14 protein-coding genes and 1 pseudogene are annotated in these 15,499 nt (G+C 50.9%); 11 read left to right on the plus strand and 4 right to left on the minus strand.

Annotated elements, in window-relative coordinates:
* Positions 1-5 precede the first annotated feature (5 nt).
* Entirely contained in the window at positions 6-2,288 is a 2,283-nt protein-coding gene (locus tag MKX50_RS01755) for a helix-turn-helix domain-containing protein (RefSeq protein ID WP_213590789.1), read from the plus strand.
* Positions 2,289-2,402: 114 nt separating this feature from the next.
* Here the strand turns inward: MKX50_RS01755 and MKX50_RS01760 are convergent, their stop codons facing one another.
* The gene (locus MKX50_RS01760; RefSeq protein ID WP_213591077.1) at positions 2,403-2,843 is read right to left on the minus strand and encodes a MarR family transcriptional regulator; all 441 of its coding nucleotides are present in this window, start codon (positions 2,841-2,843) and stop codon (positions 2,403-2,405) included.
* Between the two features lie 51 nt (positions 2,844-2,894).
* Positions 2,895-3,371, minus strand: a complete 477-nt coding sequence (locus MKX50_RS01765; RefSeq protein ID WP_213590790.1) for a glutathione peroxidase — start codon at positions 3,369-3,371, stop codon at positions 2,895-2,897.
* Between the two features lie 181 nt (positions 3,372-3,552).
* Here MKX50_RS01765 and MKX50_RS01770 point away from each other — a divergent pair, with 181 nt between their 5' ends.
* The 9 genes from MKX50_RS01770 to MKX50_RS01810 all read left to right on the plus strand — a co-directional run bounded on the left by MKX50_RS01770 (position 3,553) and on the right by MKX50_RS01810 (position 12,990).
* On the plus strand, positions 3,553-4,149 hold the full coding sequence (locus tag MKX50_RS01770) for a LysE family transporter (protein WP_339158252.1): 597 nt from the start codon (positions 3,553-3,555) through the stop codon (positions 4,147-4,149).
* A gap of 5 nt (positions 4,150-4,154) precedes the next feature.
* Complete coding sequence (locus tag MKX50_RS01775; protein WP_213590792.1) at positions 4,155-4,946, plus strand: AraC family transcriptional regulator; 792 nt, start codon at positions 4,155-4,157, stop codon at positions 4,944-4,946.
* Between the two features lie 84 nt (positions 4,947-5,030).
* On the plus strand, positions 5,031-5,924 hold the full coding sequence (locus MKX50_RS01780; RefSeq protein ID WP_213590793.1) for a CPBP family intramembrane glutamic endopeptidase: 894 nt from the start codon (positions 5,031-5,033) through the stop codon (positions 5,922-5,924).
* A 159-nt stretch (positions 5,925-6,083) separates the two neighbouring features.
* Positions 6,084-7,061: a LacI family DNA-binding transcriptional regulator gene (locus MKX50_RS01785; RefSeq protein WP_213590794.1), complete on the plus strand. Its 978-nt coding sequence runs from the start codon at positions 6,084-6,086 to the stop codon at positions 7,059-7,061.
* 264 nt (positions 7,062-7,325) lie between these two features.
* The gene (locus MKX50_RS01790; protein ID WP_213590795.1) at positions 7,326-8,660 is read left to right on the plus strand and encodes an ABC transporter substrate-binding protein; all 1,335 of its coding nucleotides are present in this window, start codon (positions 7,326-7,328) and stop codon (positions 8,658-8,660) included.
* 101 nt (positions 8,661-8,761) lie between these two features.
* Positions 8,762-9,646: a sugar ABC transporter permease gene (locus MKX50_RS01795; RefSeq protein ID WP_155611591.1), complete on the plus strand. Its 885-nt coding sequence runs from the start codon at positions 8,762-8,764 to the stop codon at positions 9,644-9,646.
* Entirely contained in the window at positions 9,646-10,479 is an 834-nt protein-coding gene (locus MKX50_RS01800) for a carbohydrate ABC transporter permease (RefSeq protein ID WP_213590796.1), read from the plus strand. Before MKX50_RS01795 ends, MKX50_RS01800 begins: the two co-directional genes overlap by 1 nt.
* Positions 10,480-10,515: 36 nt before the next feature.
* On the plus strand, positions 10,516-11,982 hold the full coding sequence (locus MKX50_RS01805; RefSeq protein ID WP_213591079.1) for a glycoside hydrolase family 32 protein: 1,467 nt from the start codon (positions 10,516-10,518) through the stop codon (positions 11,980-11,982).
* Between the two features lie 27 nt (positions 11,983-12,009).
* Positions 12,010-12,990, plus strand: coding sequence for a carbohydrate kinase (locus tag MKX50_RS01810; protein ID WP_213590797.1), 981 nt, complete (start codon positions 12,010-12,012; stop codon positions 12,988-12,990).
* 44 nt (positions 12,991-13,034) lie between these two features.
* Here MKX50_RS01810 and MKX50_RS01815 read toward each other — a convergent pair.
* Positions 13,035-13,278 (minus strand): annotated as a pseudogene (locus MKX50_RS01815) (hypothetical protein).
* A 221-nt stretch (positions 13,279-13,499) separates the two neighbouring features.
* On the opposite strand from MKX50_RS01815, the gene MKX50_RS01820 reads away from it, so the two are divergent.
* Positions 13,500-14,729 (plus strand): MFS transporter, encoded by a 1,230-nt coding sequence (locus MKX50_RS01820; protein ID WP_339158253.1) that lies wholly within the window; start codon positions 13,500-13,502, stop codon positions 14,727-14,729.
* A 108-nt stretch (positions 14,730-14,837) separates the two neighbouring features.
* Here MKX50_RS01820 and MKX50_RS01825 read toward each other — a convergent pair whose 3' ends face one another.
* The gene (locus MKX50_RS01825) at positions 14,838-15,479 is read right to left on the minus strand and encodes a DUF1266 domain-containing protein (RefSeq protein WP_339158255.1); all 642 of its coding nucleotides are present in this window, start codon (positions 15,477-15,479) and stop codon (positions 14,838-14,840) included.
* Positions 15,480-15,499 lie beyond the last annotated feature (20 nt).

The following is a 15,499-nucleotide window of genomic DNA, read 5'->3' on the forward strand; positions in this document are numbered from 1 at the left end:
TAGGATTGCTTAGTCGAAAAGATACGCGCTATTACGGGAAAATATTTCTGGCGATGACCCTGTCGATCGTACTAACCATCACGGTTCTTTCTGGTATTCTCTACATTAATTTTGAACGAATTGCGCTTCAGCAGTCCTACGACCAGACGATGAACAGCCTCTCCCAGACCACTCAGGAGGCATCGGTGATGGCGGTCACGGCTTCCACATTCGCCAAGCAAATATATAGCGACCAGCATATCGCCAACCTGCTGAACTTTGCTGATGTCCATCCGATGGAGATTTCTACAGCCGTCCGGCAGCTGACCAATTATCGGGAGACTTCGCCTTTCATCGATTCGATTTATGTCTATAACGCCAAAGCGCATACGTTCTATGTGAGTACGGATATGAGCGTGGCTGCGGTATTCGATGAATCGGAGTTTTACGATCATGAAATGCGGGAGATGCTTGGCAATTTGGAGGCCTATGACTCCCTGATGCCAATCCCCCGCAAGCTCAGCATTGAAGGGCTCGCTGGAAATATTGCCGAGAAGCAGCGGGATGTATATAGCTTCCTGTTGTACGACACGCTGATGCCGAAGGCGAACAGAAACGCCATTGTGGTCAACATTAAAGAAACACAACTACATAAGCATATCGACGGCTCCCTGACGAGCGATCCAGCGAACACTTTTTTGCTGGATAAGGGCGGCTATCTCGTCTCCAGCAGCTGGAAATACCCTATGCTCACCGATATGAAGGGAACCTCGTATATTAATCGGATTTTGGCCGACCCGGACTCCTCGGGCTATTTTGTGGAGGAAGTGGACGGCGTGAAATCTTTGGTTACTTACACGGAGCCGGATTATTTGGGCTGGCGGTATGTCCGGATTCTTCCGTACACGGTCATTTCTGAACGGATCGACATCCTGCGCGGGAAGACGATTATCATCACGGTCTCCATTCTGCTGGCCGGGCTGGGCATATCCTACTTCGTATCACGGCGATTGTTCTCCGGGCTCAGCAAGAAGCTGTCCCGCCTGGGCAATCTGGAAGCGGAGCAGAGGAACAGCCTGCAGTCGATGAAATATGAATATTTGCGCAGGCTGCTGCACGGGGATGCCGACCGGAACCCGGATCGTGTTAAGACCGGCTTTGCCCGTTATGGGGTCGGGCTTGATCCCTACTCCCCGGTACGCGTGCTGCTGATGACAGTGGATGATTACCGCTCCTTTATCGAAGCTTACACGGTGGAGGATCGGCAGCTGCTGCGGTTCGGGGTGCTTAACATCGCCCAGGAAATGCTGAACGAGGCCGGGTTTGCAGCTGCCGGCGTCGTGCTTGGCGATGACCGTATTGCCGTAATCGTGCAGGCCAGGGACGAGGGAGCGGAGAATGAGCGCGAAGCGATTCTTGAGCATGCCGGCCGAATCCAAGCGGCGGTGACCCAATATTTAAAGCTGTCGATCACGGTCTCAACCAGCATGATCGGCGAGGACATCCAGGCCGTCCACGGGCTGTGCCTGCAGGCGATCGAGGCTTCCTTCTCCCGCGTATTCCATGGCCCGGGCAGTATCATTGACTCGGAGACCGTGGAGCTGAAGAAAGCAAAACCATATGAATATCCCCTGGATAAGGAGAAGCAGCTGATTGACGAGCTGTATCTCGAACGGATTCCTGCCGTAAAGGAGCTGTTCAGCGAAATTATCCGGGATACGGAGAATTACTCCTATATGTCGTTCCAGCTTGCGGTATCGCATTTGTCCTTTGCGCTGCAGAACGCCATTCGGTCGATGGGACGCCGCCTCTCCGTGGCGGGTGAACTGGCGATTCCTTCGATGCCGCTGTATCAGCATGAATGGAACGAGACGCTGGAGGAGTTCATGGGGCGCTATATGCATTTATTCGACCGTCTGGAGAAGCATATGGAGGAGAACAAGGGGAGAACGAGACAGGAGGACGTGTCGGAACGGATCATGAAACTGATTGATGAGAAGTATATGGATTCGAGCCTGTCGCTGGATTTGCTTGCGGATGAGCTAGGGCTGTCGGCCGACTATATCGGCCGGATCTTCAAGCAGACGACATCGAAGACGATCCTTGGTTATATTCAGGAGGTCCGGATGAACAAGGTACGTGAGCTGCTGGTCGAAACCGAAGATCCGATCGGGGAAATTGCCGAACAGGCCGGATTTTCCAACAATCCGTATTTTTATAAAGCCTTTAAGAAGCATAACGGCGTAACGCCGGCTGAGTACCGCAGAATCAACGGCTGGCAGGCGGAGCAGGAGCAGGAACTGGTTTGATGGCATGATTGTGAATGCTGATGATAGCAGCGGGGTAAATCCTGTGGACTTTCATGGTATGCAAAAAGACGCTAACCGCAGGGTTGGCGTCTGTTTCAATTTCCACTCGCAATTTTATGAATTGCGTTCCTTCAGCTTCTGGTGCAGATCGTTCAACTGCTGCAGCAACTGCTCATATTCCTCCCGTCCGATTTGGCAGGCACGAATTTCCTCGCTGATCCCCAGTGTAATATGCGCCTTCTCCTCGAAGGCTTTGGGCTGAAGATGAATAAATACCTTTCTCTCATCCACCTGGGAGCGCCGCTTCTGCAGCCAGCCGTTGGCTTCCATTCGAGCAAGCATAGGAGTTAATGTGCCGGTGCCCAGATCAAGCTTCTCCCCTAGCTCCTTGACGGTGATCCCGTCCCTCTCCCATAGCGCGAGCAGCACTAAATACTGAGGGTAGGTCAGCCCGAAGGGCTGGAGCACTCCGGCATAGAGCTTGTTGAATTCACTGGCGGTTTCGTATACTGCGAAGCAGAGCTGTTTCTTGAGCGTCAAAAAATCTTCCACAATGTTCACCTTGTTCATCCGTAGGTTGTATGTTCATGCAATGTCTCGAATGAATTACAGCAAAGGGATTAAATCCTCTTCGATTTTGCTTGGCGGGGTCGTTGGGCCGTATCTTTTCACGACATTCCCCTCGCGATCAACGAGGAATTTGGTGAAATTCCATTTGATCTTGCTGGACAGCAGGCCCTTCTGCTGCTCCTTCAGGAATGTGAATAACGCATCCTCGTGCTTTCCGTTAACGTCGATTTTGGCGAAAATCGGAAAGGTAACGCCGTAATTGATCTGGCAGAACTGCGTGGTTTCTTCAATGTTATCGTACTCCTGGTTGTTGAACTGATCGCTGGGGAAGCCCAGAATGACCAATCCCTGATCCTTGTATTTACGATATAACTCTTGGAGTCCGCCGAATTGAGGGGTAAACCCGCATTTGCTGGCCGTGTTCACGATGATTAAAGGCTGTCCCTTATAATCTTGGAGCGATTTCTGCTCCCCATTGGTCATTGTAACCTGGAAATCATACACGGTATTCACGGTGAAACCTCCTTAATTTAGTCGTACACGATTCAATCGTACACGATTAAACTCGGTTTGGCAACAGGAAATCCCGTCAAATCATGAAGCGGGGGTGCAATAATATACTATGCCTGACGTCACATGCAGCTCTATAATGCAAGGTAATTTCCCTTGTGAAGGAGCTAAGGAGCAGTGCTTAATGAACATGACCTCATTTCTGATTTACTGTGTTATCGTGACGTTTACGCCCGGGCCAACCAATATTCTTATCCTGGCTGCGGTTAATCACTATGGGACGAGAAAAACGATGAAATATATCGCCGGGGCCTCTCTCGCTTTTTTCCTGCTAGTTGCGGCGTCTGTTATACTGAACCATGTGCTGGCAGCGAGCTTGCCGCCGTTTTTGTCCGTGGTGCGGGTAGTCGGCAGCATATTTATGCTCTATCTCGCTTACCAGATCTATAGAATGGATGTATCCAAGGAATCAGCTGGTCAGGCCATAACAATTGCCTCCGGCTTCGCGATGCAGTTCGCCAACCCGAAGGTCGTCCTGTTTACGCTGACCGTGATTCCGGCTTATGTGATGCCTTATTACACGTCGAAGCTGATGTTGTCCGCATTTGTCGTGATCGTATCGCTTATCGGTTTAGCAGCTTATGTGACCTGGGCGGTGTTCGGTACTCTTTTCAGAAAATTTATGCAAAAATATCAGAAGGCAGCGAACATTATTACGGCTTTGTTTCTAGTTTACTCCGCGTTTCTGGTGTCCGGGATCGCTGAGTTTGCAAAGGGGTGAAGGAAGTGGAACGGTTCATATACAGGCAATCGGCGGGGATCACCGTATTATCGGCCAGCATTGCCGATTTTCAATATAAGAAGCATAGCCATGAGGAGTATGCCCTTGGCGTCACCTTGCGCGGCATTCAGGAATACCATCTGGACGGCAGCCTGCAATCCTCTCACCGGAACGGCGTGATGCTGTTCAACCCGGAGCAGAATCATGACGGGCGGTCACAGGAAAGATCGGGGATTGATTATGTGATGGTTTATATTCATCCCAAGCTTTTTCTGGACTTGCTGGGACAAAAGGAGGTTGTCCTGTTCGATACACCGATCGTCTATCATGCCGGATTGCGCCAAAGCATTCTGAATTTGACGAACGCGATTTTTAGCGGCAGGCCGGAGGCGCTTTGCCATGAATTGCTGCTGGGGCTGGCAGGGCATTTTTCCGAGGTGGAGATGCGGACGGCGGACCGTCAGGATCATGCATTTGCCCGCAAGGCTAAGGAAGTGATTCAGGGCAATGTGACTCAGGTATTGAAGCTGGATGACGTCAGCATGTTGTTTGGAATGTCGAAATATCAGTTCATCCGCGCGTTCAAGGCGAATACGGGAACGTCACCGTATCAATATTATTTGAACTGTAAGGTAGAGCGCGCCAAGCAGCTAATTGAGAAGAGCAAGGATATTTACTTGGCGGTAAGCGAGTGCGGATTTGTGGATTTAGCCCATTTGAACAGGCACTTCAAGAACATTTACGGGACGACAGCCTTCGAGTATATGTCGCATCTGGTCGCCCATAATTTGGATTGACAGCATAAAGCACCCAAGGATATAGTGATAACGAAAAAAAATTGCAGGCAATCGGGACGATTGCCTGCCCTAAGGAAGGTGCTTATGAAAACTCATGCCTCTGTAGCAGGCAAGATTGCATTAAGCTTCGTCATGGTCATGGTTGTTATGATCATCGTCTCTTTTATTTTTGCAGCCATAGGCGTAGCTAGAGGGATGAATCTGGCTGAGCTGGAGGCCTCGATCGGGGAGAGCCTGCTGGTCCAGTATTTGCAAATGATTTTGTTTATAGCGAGCTCTTATGCGATGTATGCGTTCTTTGAACGGAAGAAGGGATGGGCAATCGGGCTCAGGCAGCGGCGGGGAGCAGCGTATGCTCTGCATGGCGCCGTGGCCGGCATCATTCTTATTTCAGCCTCTGCTGTTTTGGTTTGGGCTTTCGGCGGGGTTTCCTGGCAATGGGCCGAATGGGATCAGGAAATGCTGGTTCCTATGCTTAAGGGAGTTCTCCTGTTCGTTGGCGTCGCGGTATCCGAGGAAATATACTCCCGCGGATATGTTCAGGGACTGCTGCGCCATCATTACGGAAGCACGACTGCCATCGTAGTGAGCTCTGTTCTGTTTGCGCTTCTACATAGCCTTAATCCGGGCATGTTCAGCTCTCCGCTACCGGTCATCAACTTGATCATGGCTGGCGTCATTATGGCGGTGGCTCGCGAGGTTACCGGAGGATTGTGGTGGCCAATTGGCCTGCACTTGACCTGGAACTATTTTCAGGGCTACATATATGGCTTCAATGTCTCGGGGACGACGCGGGATTACTCTTTGCTTCATACGGTTGACCAAGGTCCGGCCTGGCTGTCGGGAGGGGGCTTTGGCCTAGAGGGAAGCGCGCTGTCTATTGTTCTACTGATCCTCGGCACCATTGCTGTGTACATGATGTACAGAAACAAAAATAAGAAAATTGATGCGGATTCCGTATCTTCGTTGTTGAAATAAGTTCTGCTTATATTGGCGGAGGGAAGCGTAGAAGGCATACCTTAAACCAGCCCTGTTTCATAATGAAACAGGGCTGGTTGGCCTGGATTTCTTGTCCGCGCTTAACCCTTCGGTTATAGTGGAGTATAGACAAATACGGTTAGATGAAAGAGGAAGATCATGGCAACGATTCATGATGTAGCACTAAGGGCGGGGGTATCGGTAACGACGGTATCCCGCGTGATGAATAACAGGGGATATATTAGCGAAACTACCCGCAGCAAAGTATTTGCGGCCATGGATGAGCTGGGATACCAGCCGAATGAGATCGCACGCTCTTTGCTTCGCAAGCAGTCGAATATTCTAGGCCTGATTGTGCCCAGCGTATCTCATCCGTTCTTTAGCGAATTAGCGGATCGCATAGAATATTATGCTTATCTGAAGGGTTATAAAGTGCTGCTGTGCAATTCTCAGCTTGATCCCGTCAAGGAACGGGACTATATTGAAATGCTGCGCCGCAACCGGGTGGACGGCATCATTATGGGAAGCCATACGCTGGAGGTTGATGAATACCGCAATCTCCGCTCGCCGATCGTTACGTTTGACCGCCAGATCGGGGAGGATATTCCTTACATCAGCTCGGATAACTATGAAGGAGGCAGGCTGGCGACGGAAAGGCTTATCAGCCAGGGCTGCCGCAAGATTGCCCATATATGCGGTAATTTACAGCTCGATTTGCTGGCAAATCGCAGGACGGATGCATTCAGGGATGTTGTTCAGCGGCATGGTGTGGAGCATCTTATTATTCAGACGGATATGAACGTATTTGACCAAGCTAGGTATGAGCAGCTGCTGCGGGAGCTGTTAACCGCCAATCCCGAGATTGATGGAATTTTCGCGACAAGCGACATTATCGGGGCATTCGCGATAAAAGAATGCGAATTTGCAGGCAAACGGGTGCCAGAGGATGTCAAAATTATCGGCTACGACGATGTGAACGCAGCCCGCTGGTTTACGCCGGAGCTGACTACCATCCGTCAGCCGATTGACGAGTTCGGAAGGATGGCGGTAGAAGTGCTTAGCAGTCAGGTAGAAGGGGAGCCAGTGGAGATCGCCAATTCACTGCCCGTGGAATTAATTGTTCGAGGAACAGCATAATATTCGATGTAATAAACGCGTTCATTTGGCATCATCAAATGGATGCGTTTTTTTGTGGCATCATCAACACGAACGGACCATTCGACAAAATCAGATCATTTTCTATAAATTTATGTCAAACGATTGACATATGTTAAAGGTTTGACATACAATCTTAATTGCAAGCATGCTGCAAGCGATTACATTACGGCAAGTGATTCAAGCGCTTGCCACACCAAACATGAACCATTAGTTTCCAGTAACTTAATTAACGGGGGGAAAGCAATGAAACGATGGAATGGGTTGAGCGTGACAGTAATTTTTGTACTTTTGGCAATGATTGTGTCGGCCTGTGGGGGGAGCGGCGGCAATTCCGGCAGTGGTGAGACAGGCAATAACGGAGCTAACGCGTCGGGCAAAGCCGTTAAAATCTCTCTACTGAACTCAAAAGGTGAAATCCAGACTCAGCTTGAAGAAGCAGCAAAGGCGTTCCACGAGGATAATCCGGATATCACCCTGGAAATCATGGCTGCTCCGGCAGGCACCTCTCCATTCGAGCGGGCTTCCACTTTGTATGCCTCGGGAAATCCGCCAACGATGATGATGCTCGATACAGGGGATGTAGAGAAGTTTAAGGATCGGATTCTTGATTTGAGCGAGGAGAAGTGGAATGCGGATGCCGTCGAGAATGCGACGAACCTGACGACATTCGATGGCAAGAATTATGGCTTCCCGCTAGCGATCGAAGGTTATGGCTTCATTTACAACAAAGCCGTTCTTGATGAAGCGGCGGGCGGCAGCTTCGATCCGTCTACGGTGAAGACCAGAGATGATCTGGAAAACTTGTTTAAGCAGATTGAAGCGTCCGGCAAAAAGGCGCTGATCATCTCTCCAATGGATTGGTCGCTCGGCGCCCACTTCCTGCCTTTGGCTTATGCCGGACAGAACAAGGACATGGCCGAAGTAAACCAATTCATGGATTCACTGAAGGCCGGCACAGAAGACTTATCGGGTAATGCCGTACTGAATGGTCTGTTGGATACATTCGATATGATGAAACAATACAATATCGACAAGAAGTCTCCATTAGCGGGTGTATATGAGCGCGGCCCTGAAGTGCTCGGCAAAGGCGAGGTGGGCATTTGGTTCCAAGGCAACTGGGCATGGCCGCAAATTCAAGATTTCGACACCGCAAGCGGAGCTTACGGCTTCCTGCCCGTACCGGTCAGCAACAACCCGGAAGATTACGGCAACCAGGAGATTTCATCGGCGGTTTCCAAGCGGATCATTGTAGACAAAGAGAAGAGTACGCCTGAACAGCAGGAAGCCGCGAAGAAATTCCTGAATTGGATCGTGTACGAGGAGAAAGGCCAGGACTTCCTAGTCAACCAAGCAAGCATTATTCCAGCGTTTAAGAATATCACGATTCCAGCCGCTGATCCGCTCGGCCAGTCTATTCAGGACTACATTGCCAGAGGCAAATCCCAAGAGTCCATGAGTACTCTTCCCGCGGATCACTGGGCCAAGGTCGGTGCTTCGATGCAGAAATATTTAAACGATTCCGGCGATCGGGCTACATTGATTAAAGAAATCGAAGAGTATTGGACAAGCGTGAAATAATCTATTTACATCAGATGACAAGTTGATAGTGATGGGTAAGAGCACATCGTGTATCTTACCCATCGCTTTCTTCACAATGACAGAGGAAAAGAGGAATCGTTATGATCAAAGAAAAGGAATGGTGGCCACGGCTTCGGACGAGATTGCTGTTTACCGGTCCGACCTTATTCGCTTTTCTTACCGTAATGATCGTTCCATTTATTTATGGTATTTATCTGACCTTCACGAATTGGGACGGCATCGCGACGACACATACGCTAGTAGGGTTCGAGAATTATGGAAAAGTGTTTCAAGACGAGGTCTTCTGGAAGTCCTTCGGATTGACGCTGAAATATGTATTGTTTACCGTCATCCTGGTCAACGCCGTTGCCTTTCTATTAGCCTTCGGACTAACGAGAGGATTGAAGGGCCAGAATATATTCCGGGCCGGGTTCTTCATCCCGAATCTGGTCGGCGGCATCGTGCTCGGTCTGATCTGGCAGTTTATTTTCTCAAATGTTCTGGTATTCATAGGAGAGAAGGCGGGAATTCCGCTATTCAGCACATCTTGGCTGGCTGACCCGCAGAAAGCCTTCTGGGCTCTCATCATTGTGACCATTTGGCAGTACGCCGGGTATATGATGGTCATTTATATCGCTGGGCTCATGAGCGTGCCTAACGATATATTGGAGGCAGCGAGCATCGATGGCGCCAATGGCTGGACGAAGCTGCGGACGATGACTTTGCCGCTGATGGTTCCTTCGTTTATCGTTTGTATATTTTTGACGCTGCAGCGCGGCTTTATGGTCTATGATGTCAACCTGTCGCTGACAAAGGGCGGCCCCTTCAAGAGCACGGAAATGGTGTCAATGCATGTCTATGAAAAAGCGTTCCTCTCCCGTGATTACGGCCTAGGACAAGCGGAGGCGTTAGTGCTCTTCCTTCTGGTCGCAGTGATTACGCTGCTTCAGGTGTATTTTGGGAAGAAGATGGAGGTAGAGGCATAATGGACACGGCTCGTAAAGGATTCGCTGGAGTATGGTTGAAAACGGTTGGGCTAGCTCTAGTGCTCGCACTATTTATTTTTCCATTTATCTTTCTACTAATTAACTCGTTCAAGGCCAATACTGCGATTACCTCAAATCCGCTATCCCTGCCGCCGAGCCTGGATTGGACGAACTATCGCAATGCATTCGAGAAAATGAGTTATACCGCTTCGTTCTTGAACTCGCTGACCGTAACGGTTCTAGGTGTAGCGTTAATTTCGCTGTTTGCCGCGATGACGGCGCATTACTTCGTGCGCAATCAGACTAAATTTAATCAGTATACCTTTATGATGATGGTTGCTGCGATGATTATTCCCTTCCAGGCGATTATGATTCCACTGGTCAAAATATATGGAACGCTAAACATGCTGGACAACAAGTGGGCTCTCATCTACATGTATTTAGGATTTGGCAGCCCGCTGGCGGTGTTCATCTATCATGGATTCGTAAAGGGCGTACCTGCCGAATTGGAGGAGGCGGCTTTGATCGACGGCTGCACGCGCACGCAAACATTTTTTCGGATCGTGTTCCCTGTGCTGGCGCCGACAACCGCGACCATTTCAATCTTGAATGTGTTGTGGATCTGGAATGACTTTCTTCTGCCGTCCCTTATTCTTGTATCTCCGCATAATCGGACGCTACCGTTGTCTACGTTCAGCTTCTATGGGACGTATTCCGTGGATTACGGGCCTTTGATGGCCGGATTGGTGCTTACCATATTACCGGTCATGCTCGTCTATCTATTCGCTCAGAGATATATCATTCAAGGGGTTATGCAGGGTTCTATTAAATAAAGGATTTGTATGGGAGGAACTATGACTACTCAGAGGATGTACACGCTGAATGATGCTAATGAGTTCATTAGGGAATCAAAGCATCTGCTGAAGAACGATTACCGGTTGAACTACCACCTGATGGCCGAGTTCGGCTGGATGAATGATCCGAATGGATTTATTCATTATAATGGGGAATACCACCTGTTCTATCAACACTATCCCTATAAACCGGTATGGGGACCGATGCATTGGGGCCATGCCGTCAGCCGGGATCTTGTAAACTGGAGGTATCTCCCGGTGGCGTTAGCACCGGATGAAGAATACGACCGTGACGGTTGTTTCTCCGGCAGCGCGATTGCCAAAGAGGGCAAGCTTGCTCTTTTGTATACGGGACATGTGGTGACTGGTCCGAACCAGGATCAGGACTATGAGCAGGTTCAGGCACTGGCGATCTCGGAGGATGGGGTGAATTTCCGCAAATACGAAGGCAACCCGATCATCGGCCGTGATCAAATCCCGGAAGGAGTGAGCCGTAAGGACTTCCGCGATCCTAAGGTAATGGAGTACAATAACCAGTACTATATGGTTATAGGCTCGAATGATGCACAGGGCAACGGTCTTGTACTGCTGTACCGCTCCAAGGACTTGCTGAACTGGACATTTGTTAACATATTGGCCAAAAGTGACGGTACCTTCGGCGACAACTGGGAATGTCCGGACTTGTTCCTGCTGGGGGATAAGGCTGTTCTGATGATGTCGCCGCAGCGTATGCCGGCGCAGGGCGAGCAATACAACAATCTTCATTCCAACATGTATATGGTGGGCGAATTTGACTCCGAAGCCGGGACCTTTGCGTTGGAGCGTTACGCTCAGGTCGATCATGGCTTCGACTTCTATGCGCCTCAGTCCACGGTGGATGACCGGGGAAGACGTATCGTGATCGGCTGGATGGATATGTGGGAGCAGGAAATGCCAACCCAGCAAGGCCATCATTGGGCAGGCGCGATGAGCTTGCCGCGTGTTGCGGAGCTGGATGGCGACCGCATTTTGTTCAGCCCCGCGGAAGAGATTGAGTCGAGGCGCAGCAACGCTTATGAGCAGGCGAATATTGAGCTGAGCGGGGAGAGGAAATTAGCGATCTCCGGCGACAGCTACGAGCTGCAAGTCGAGTTCGAAGCCGGGAACGCTGGGGAATTTGGCCTGAAGCTTCGAACAGATGAAGCGGGTCAAGAAGAGACGGTTATAGCTTATCAACAGGAAGAAGGAATGCTGCTGTTTGATCGGGAGCGGGCAGGCATCGGACCGGGCGGCCAGCGTAAAGCAGCTGTGCCTCTTCAGGAGGGTAAGCTGTCGCTGCGGATTTTCGTGGATAAATCCTCGGTGGAGGTATTCGCTGGGGATGGAGAAGTGGTGATGACGGCACGGATTTATCCAAGTGCTGATGCCCGGGGCATTAAGCTGTTCTCGACAGGCGACAGCAAAGTGACGATGCTGCGAAAATGGGATATTCATCCGGTTTAGAGTATGACATACAAGGGGGCGCTTGAATTGGCGACAGTGTATACGATTGGAGAAGCTTTAATCGACTTCATTCCTGACAGAAAGGGAGCAGAGCTGAAGCAAGTGGAGAGCTTCACGAAGGCGGCGGGCGGAGCGCCGGCTAATGTGGCGTGCGCGGTAGCCAAGCTTGGCGGCCATGCGGCGTTTATCGGCAAGCTGGGAGCTGACGCCTTCGGCGACTTTCTCGTCGAGAAGCTGGCCGCTAGCGGAGTGGATGTATCGCGCGTGCTGCGCACAAGCGAAGCAAATACTGCGCTGGCCTTCGTCAGCCTTAAGGAGGACGGAGATCGGGATTTCTCCTTCTATCGCAATCCAAGCGCCGATATGCTGCTGCATGAGAACGAAATTGGCAGCGGCTGGTTCACCGCTGGAGACCTCCTTCACTTTTGTTCCGTCGATTTAATCGAGGCTCCGGTGAAATATGCCCATCGAAAAGCGATTGAGCTGGCCAGGCAAGCGGGTGCGGTCATCAGCTTCGACCCTAATGTCAGGCTGCCCCTGTGGCCTGATCCCGAATCATGCCGCCGGGCCATTCATGAGTTTCTTCCGTTAAGCCATATCGTGAAGATCAGCGACGAGGAGCTGTCCTTCATCACCGGTCATGAGGATGAGAAAGAGGCGATCGCCTCGCTGTTCGTCGGGGATGTACAGCATGTCATCTACACGCGCGGTGCAGCTGGCGCAACGTGGTTCTCGCGCAATGGCCTAGAGGTGTCCGAGCCCGGCAATCGTGTGGAAGTCGCGGATACGACCGGAGCCGGAGACTCTTTCATCGGGGGTGTGCTGTATCAATTGCAGTCGGCACCGCAACCATTGAAGGAGTTGGGGCAGCTAAGCCGCGAACACATCGGGGAAGCTCTGAGGTTCGCCAACGCTGCCGCTGCCCTTACGGCAAGCCGCCCCGGAGCGATCGACGCGCTGCCAACGCTGCGGGAAATTGATGCGTTTCGATCAAGCACGAAGAGATAACTAGATGATGAAGACCTTGCCAAACCGGCAGGGTCTTCATTTTTTTAATGGAAATGCACGTCGATTTTTCTTCTTGCGTCGCCCGATGACTTCGGCATGCGAACTTCAAGGCCGCCGTTCTTATAGGTAGCAGTAACGCCAGACGTTGTTGTCGATGTCGATATGCACATCTTCCTTCTTCTCCAAGCCGGGGATGTCGCAGGCGGCGACGAGCTCGCGCTCAGTCTCGTAGACGTCAACATTCAGAAGACCGGACCGCTGCCGATAATTATTCTTGAAAGGGCTCATACCAGGCAGAGGAGACTTGTTGATGATACACAACAACATGGTGCCGCACAGACAAGGCTTCTGAAGTGTAGTATAATGTTTCGTTGAACGTAAATGTTGAACGGGAATTCATGTATGCGATTACTATGAGCCCATTTTTGCGCACGATACAGAAATGGCATCCAGGCATACCGCATTTCATCCATGAACAACAGATGCGCCAAGATGGAGGACATACCATAATGAAAAAATCCATAGAAACTCATTCCCGCATCCATCCGGACTCGGACTCCCGGCTATGGCTGCTGGTACTGGGTATTATTTTTCTCGCTACAAATTTGCGAGCCCCTATTACTTCTGTAGGTCCCCTGGTTGAGACCATCCGTACCGACCTGGGGATATCCAATACGCTGGCAGGATTGATTACTACACTGCCGCTGATCGCCTTTGCGCTGTTATCCCCTGTAGCCCCCAAGCTGGCCCGCCGTTACGGCATGCCGCTCGTTCTCCTCGCTTCCGTTATACTGCTTGGCGTCGGCATCCTCATCAGATCGTCGTGGGGAATCGGGACGCTGCTGATCGGAACGGTAATTCTCGGGCTGGCCATATCCGTCTGCAACGTTCTAATGCCCAGTCTGATCAAGGAAAAATTTCCACTGCGAACCGGGCTAATGATCGGTGTATATTCGGTAGCCATGAATCTGACGGGGGCGATCGCATCCGGGGTCAGCGTACCTGTTGCTGAAGGAGCTGGCCTAGGGTGGAAGGGCGCGCTGGCGATTTGGGCCGTGCTGGCCTTGATCGCATCCGTGTTCTGGGCGCCCCAGCTGCGGCGCGAGCGCCAGCAGGCGCATATTTCCGGACAGCGGGACAAGCCAACCAACGTGTGGAAATCCGCGCTGGCCTGGTACGTCACTTTGTATATGGGATTACAATCATTGTTATTCTACGTCGTAGTAACCTGGCTTCCAGACATCTTGAAGAGCCAAGGCATGTCAGCTGATTCAGCAGGCTGGACGCTCTCATTCATGCAGCTGTCCGTGCTGCCGATCACCTTCATTATGCCGATCATCGCCGGGCGCATGAAGAGTCAGGTCGGTTTGATGATCATAACGGTATCTTTTTTCTTTATAGGCATGGGCGGAATTTTGTACGGCAGCGACCGGTTGACGATGCTCTGGGCAATCATGATCGGCATCAGCTTAGGGAGTTCCTTTAGCCTGGCGATGATGCTGTTCGGTCTAAGAACGAGCAATGCTTATGACGCAGCCGAATTGTCGGGGATGGCTCAATCGGTCGGATACCTCCTGGCTGCAATAGGTCCGACATTTGTGGGCTACTTACACGATGCAACCCACGGGTGGCGGCTGCCGATGTTTTTCCTGATCGGGGTAGCCGTACTTGTACTTATATTTGGCGTGGCTGCCGGAAGGAATCGTCTCATTGGACGGCCGGCGGAGGGGGAATCTTGATTTTACAATTACACAATAGTCCGCTTAACGCTGGCTAGACATAAAGAGAGCGTCCCTATGCTGTAGGGACGCTCTTTAATATGGATCGAGGGTATACGATGGCAATAATTACGGCTTAAGGTGAAGCATTGGATTTTGGTTGCTATTCATCAATTGCATGATAATTTTACGGTTCCTGCTGACGAAGCTGAAGGGATTGTCCTGCAGCAAATACTGCTGGCCAACGGCATAGCTGGTAACATAAGTCTCCCAGTCCGAGAAATCCGCTTTAATCAAAGAAATAACTTGGCCGATATATGCCCACATTTCATTTTCCGATAAATAGCCTACCTCTTTCCCGGCAAAGCAGTTCAACATCGTCCATGAGTAATCGTACGCTCCGATCCCTCCAGTGGAGAGGCTCCATAAATAACGGTTGACGACCGTGAACTGGCGCTTCCTATGTTCGTCTGTCAGAGCCTCGATATATCGGCTGCGCTCGGCGGCGGACAGTGTGGAGAGCTGGCAATAATCACGATAATATTCGCAACGGCGGCCCGTCTCTAGGAACCACCCGATTGTGGCGGCGAGCTTTTCTTTATCATGAATATCCTGCTGCTTCAGGAAGCCGCGCATGCGCCCCCACATACGATATTGCATCTTCGGGTTCATAACGAAGTAGCCGACCTCCTGGCCGATGGAGCAAAGGGAGAGTACGGTGTTCACGTAAGGCATCCAGGCTTTGCGTTCCTCCGGCTTATCTATGTTCATTGGCTTTGAACCCCCCTGTA

This window comes from Paenibacillus sp. FSL W8-0186 (genome assembly GCF_037969765.1).
Lineage (GTDB): Bacteria > Bacillota > Bacilli > Paenibacillales > Paenibacillaceae > Fontibacillus > Fontibacillus woosongensis.

What these genes read in the sequence shown, in the direction of transcription:
- MKX50_RS01790 (WP_213590795.1), top strand. Translation starts at nt 7,326, where the DNA reads ATGAAACGATGGAATGGGTTGAGCGTGACAGTAATTTTTGTACTTTTG.
- MKX50_RS01820 (WP_339158253.1), top strand. Translation starts at nt 13,500, where the DNA reads ATGAAAAAATCCATAGAAACTCATTCCCGCATCCATCCGGACTCGGAC.
- MKX50_RS01800 (WP_213590796.1), top strand. Translation starts at nt 9,646, where the DNA reads ATGGACACGGCTCGTAAAGGATTCGCTGGAGTATGGTTGAAAACGGTT.
- MKX50_RS01785 (WP_213590794.1), top strand. Translation starts at nt 6,084, where the DNA reads ATGGCAACGATTCATGATGTAGCACTAAGGGCGGGGGTATCGGTAACG.
- MKX50_RS01780 (WP_213590793.1), top strand. Translation starts at nt 5,031, where the DNA reads ATGAAAACTCATGCCTCTGTAGCAGGCAAGATTGCATTAAGCTTCGTC.
- MKX50_RS01825 (WP_339158255.1), bottom strand. Translation starts at nt 15,479, where the DNA reads ATGAACATAGATAAGCCGGAGGAACGCAAAGCCTGGATGCCTTACGTG.
- MKX50_RS01795 (WP_155611591.1), top strand. Translation starts at nt 8,762, where the DNA reads ATGATCAAAGAAAAGGAATGGTGGCCACGGCTTCGGACGAGATTGCTG.
- MKX50_RS01770 (WP_339158252.1), top strand. Translation starts at nt 3,553, where the DNA reads ATGAACATGACCTCATTTCTGATTTACTGTGTTATCGTGACGTTTACG.
- MKX50_RS01805 (WP_213591079.1), top strand. Translation starts at nt 10,516, where the DNA reads ATGTACACGCTGAATGATGCTAATGAGTTCATTAGGGAATCAAAGCAT.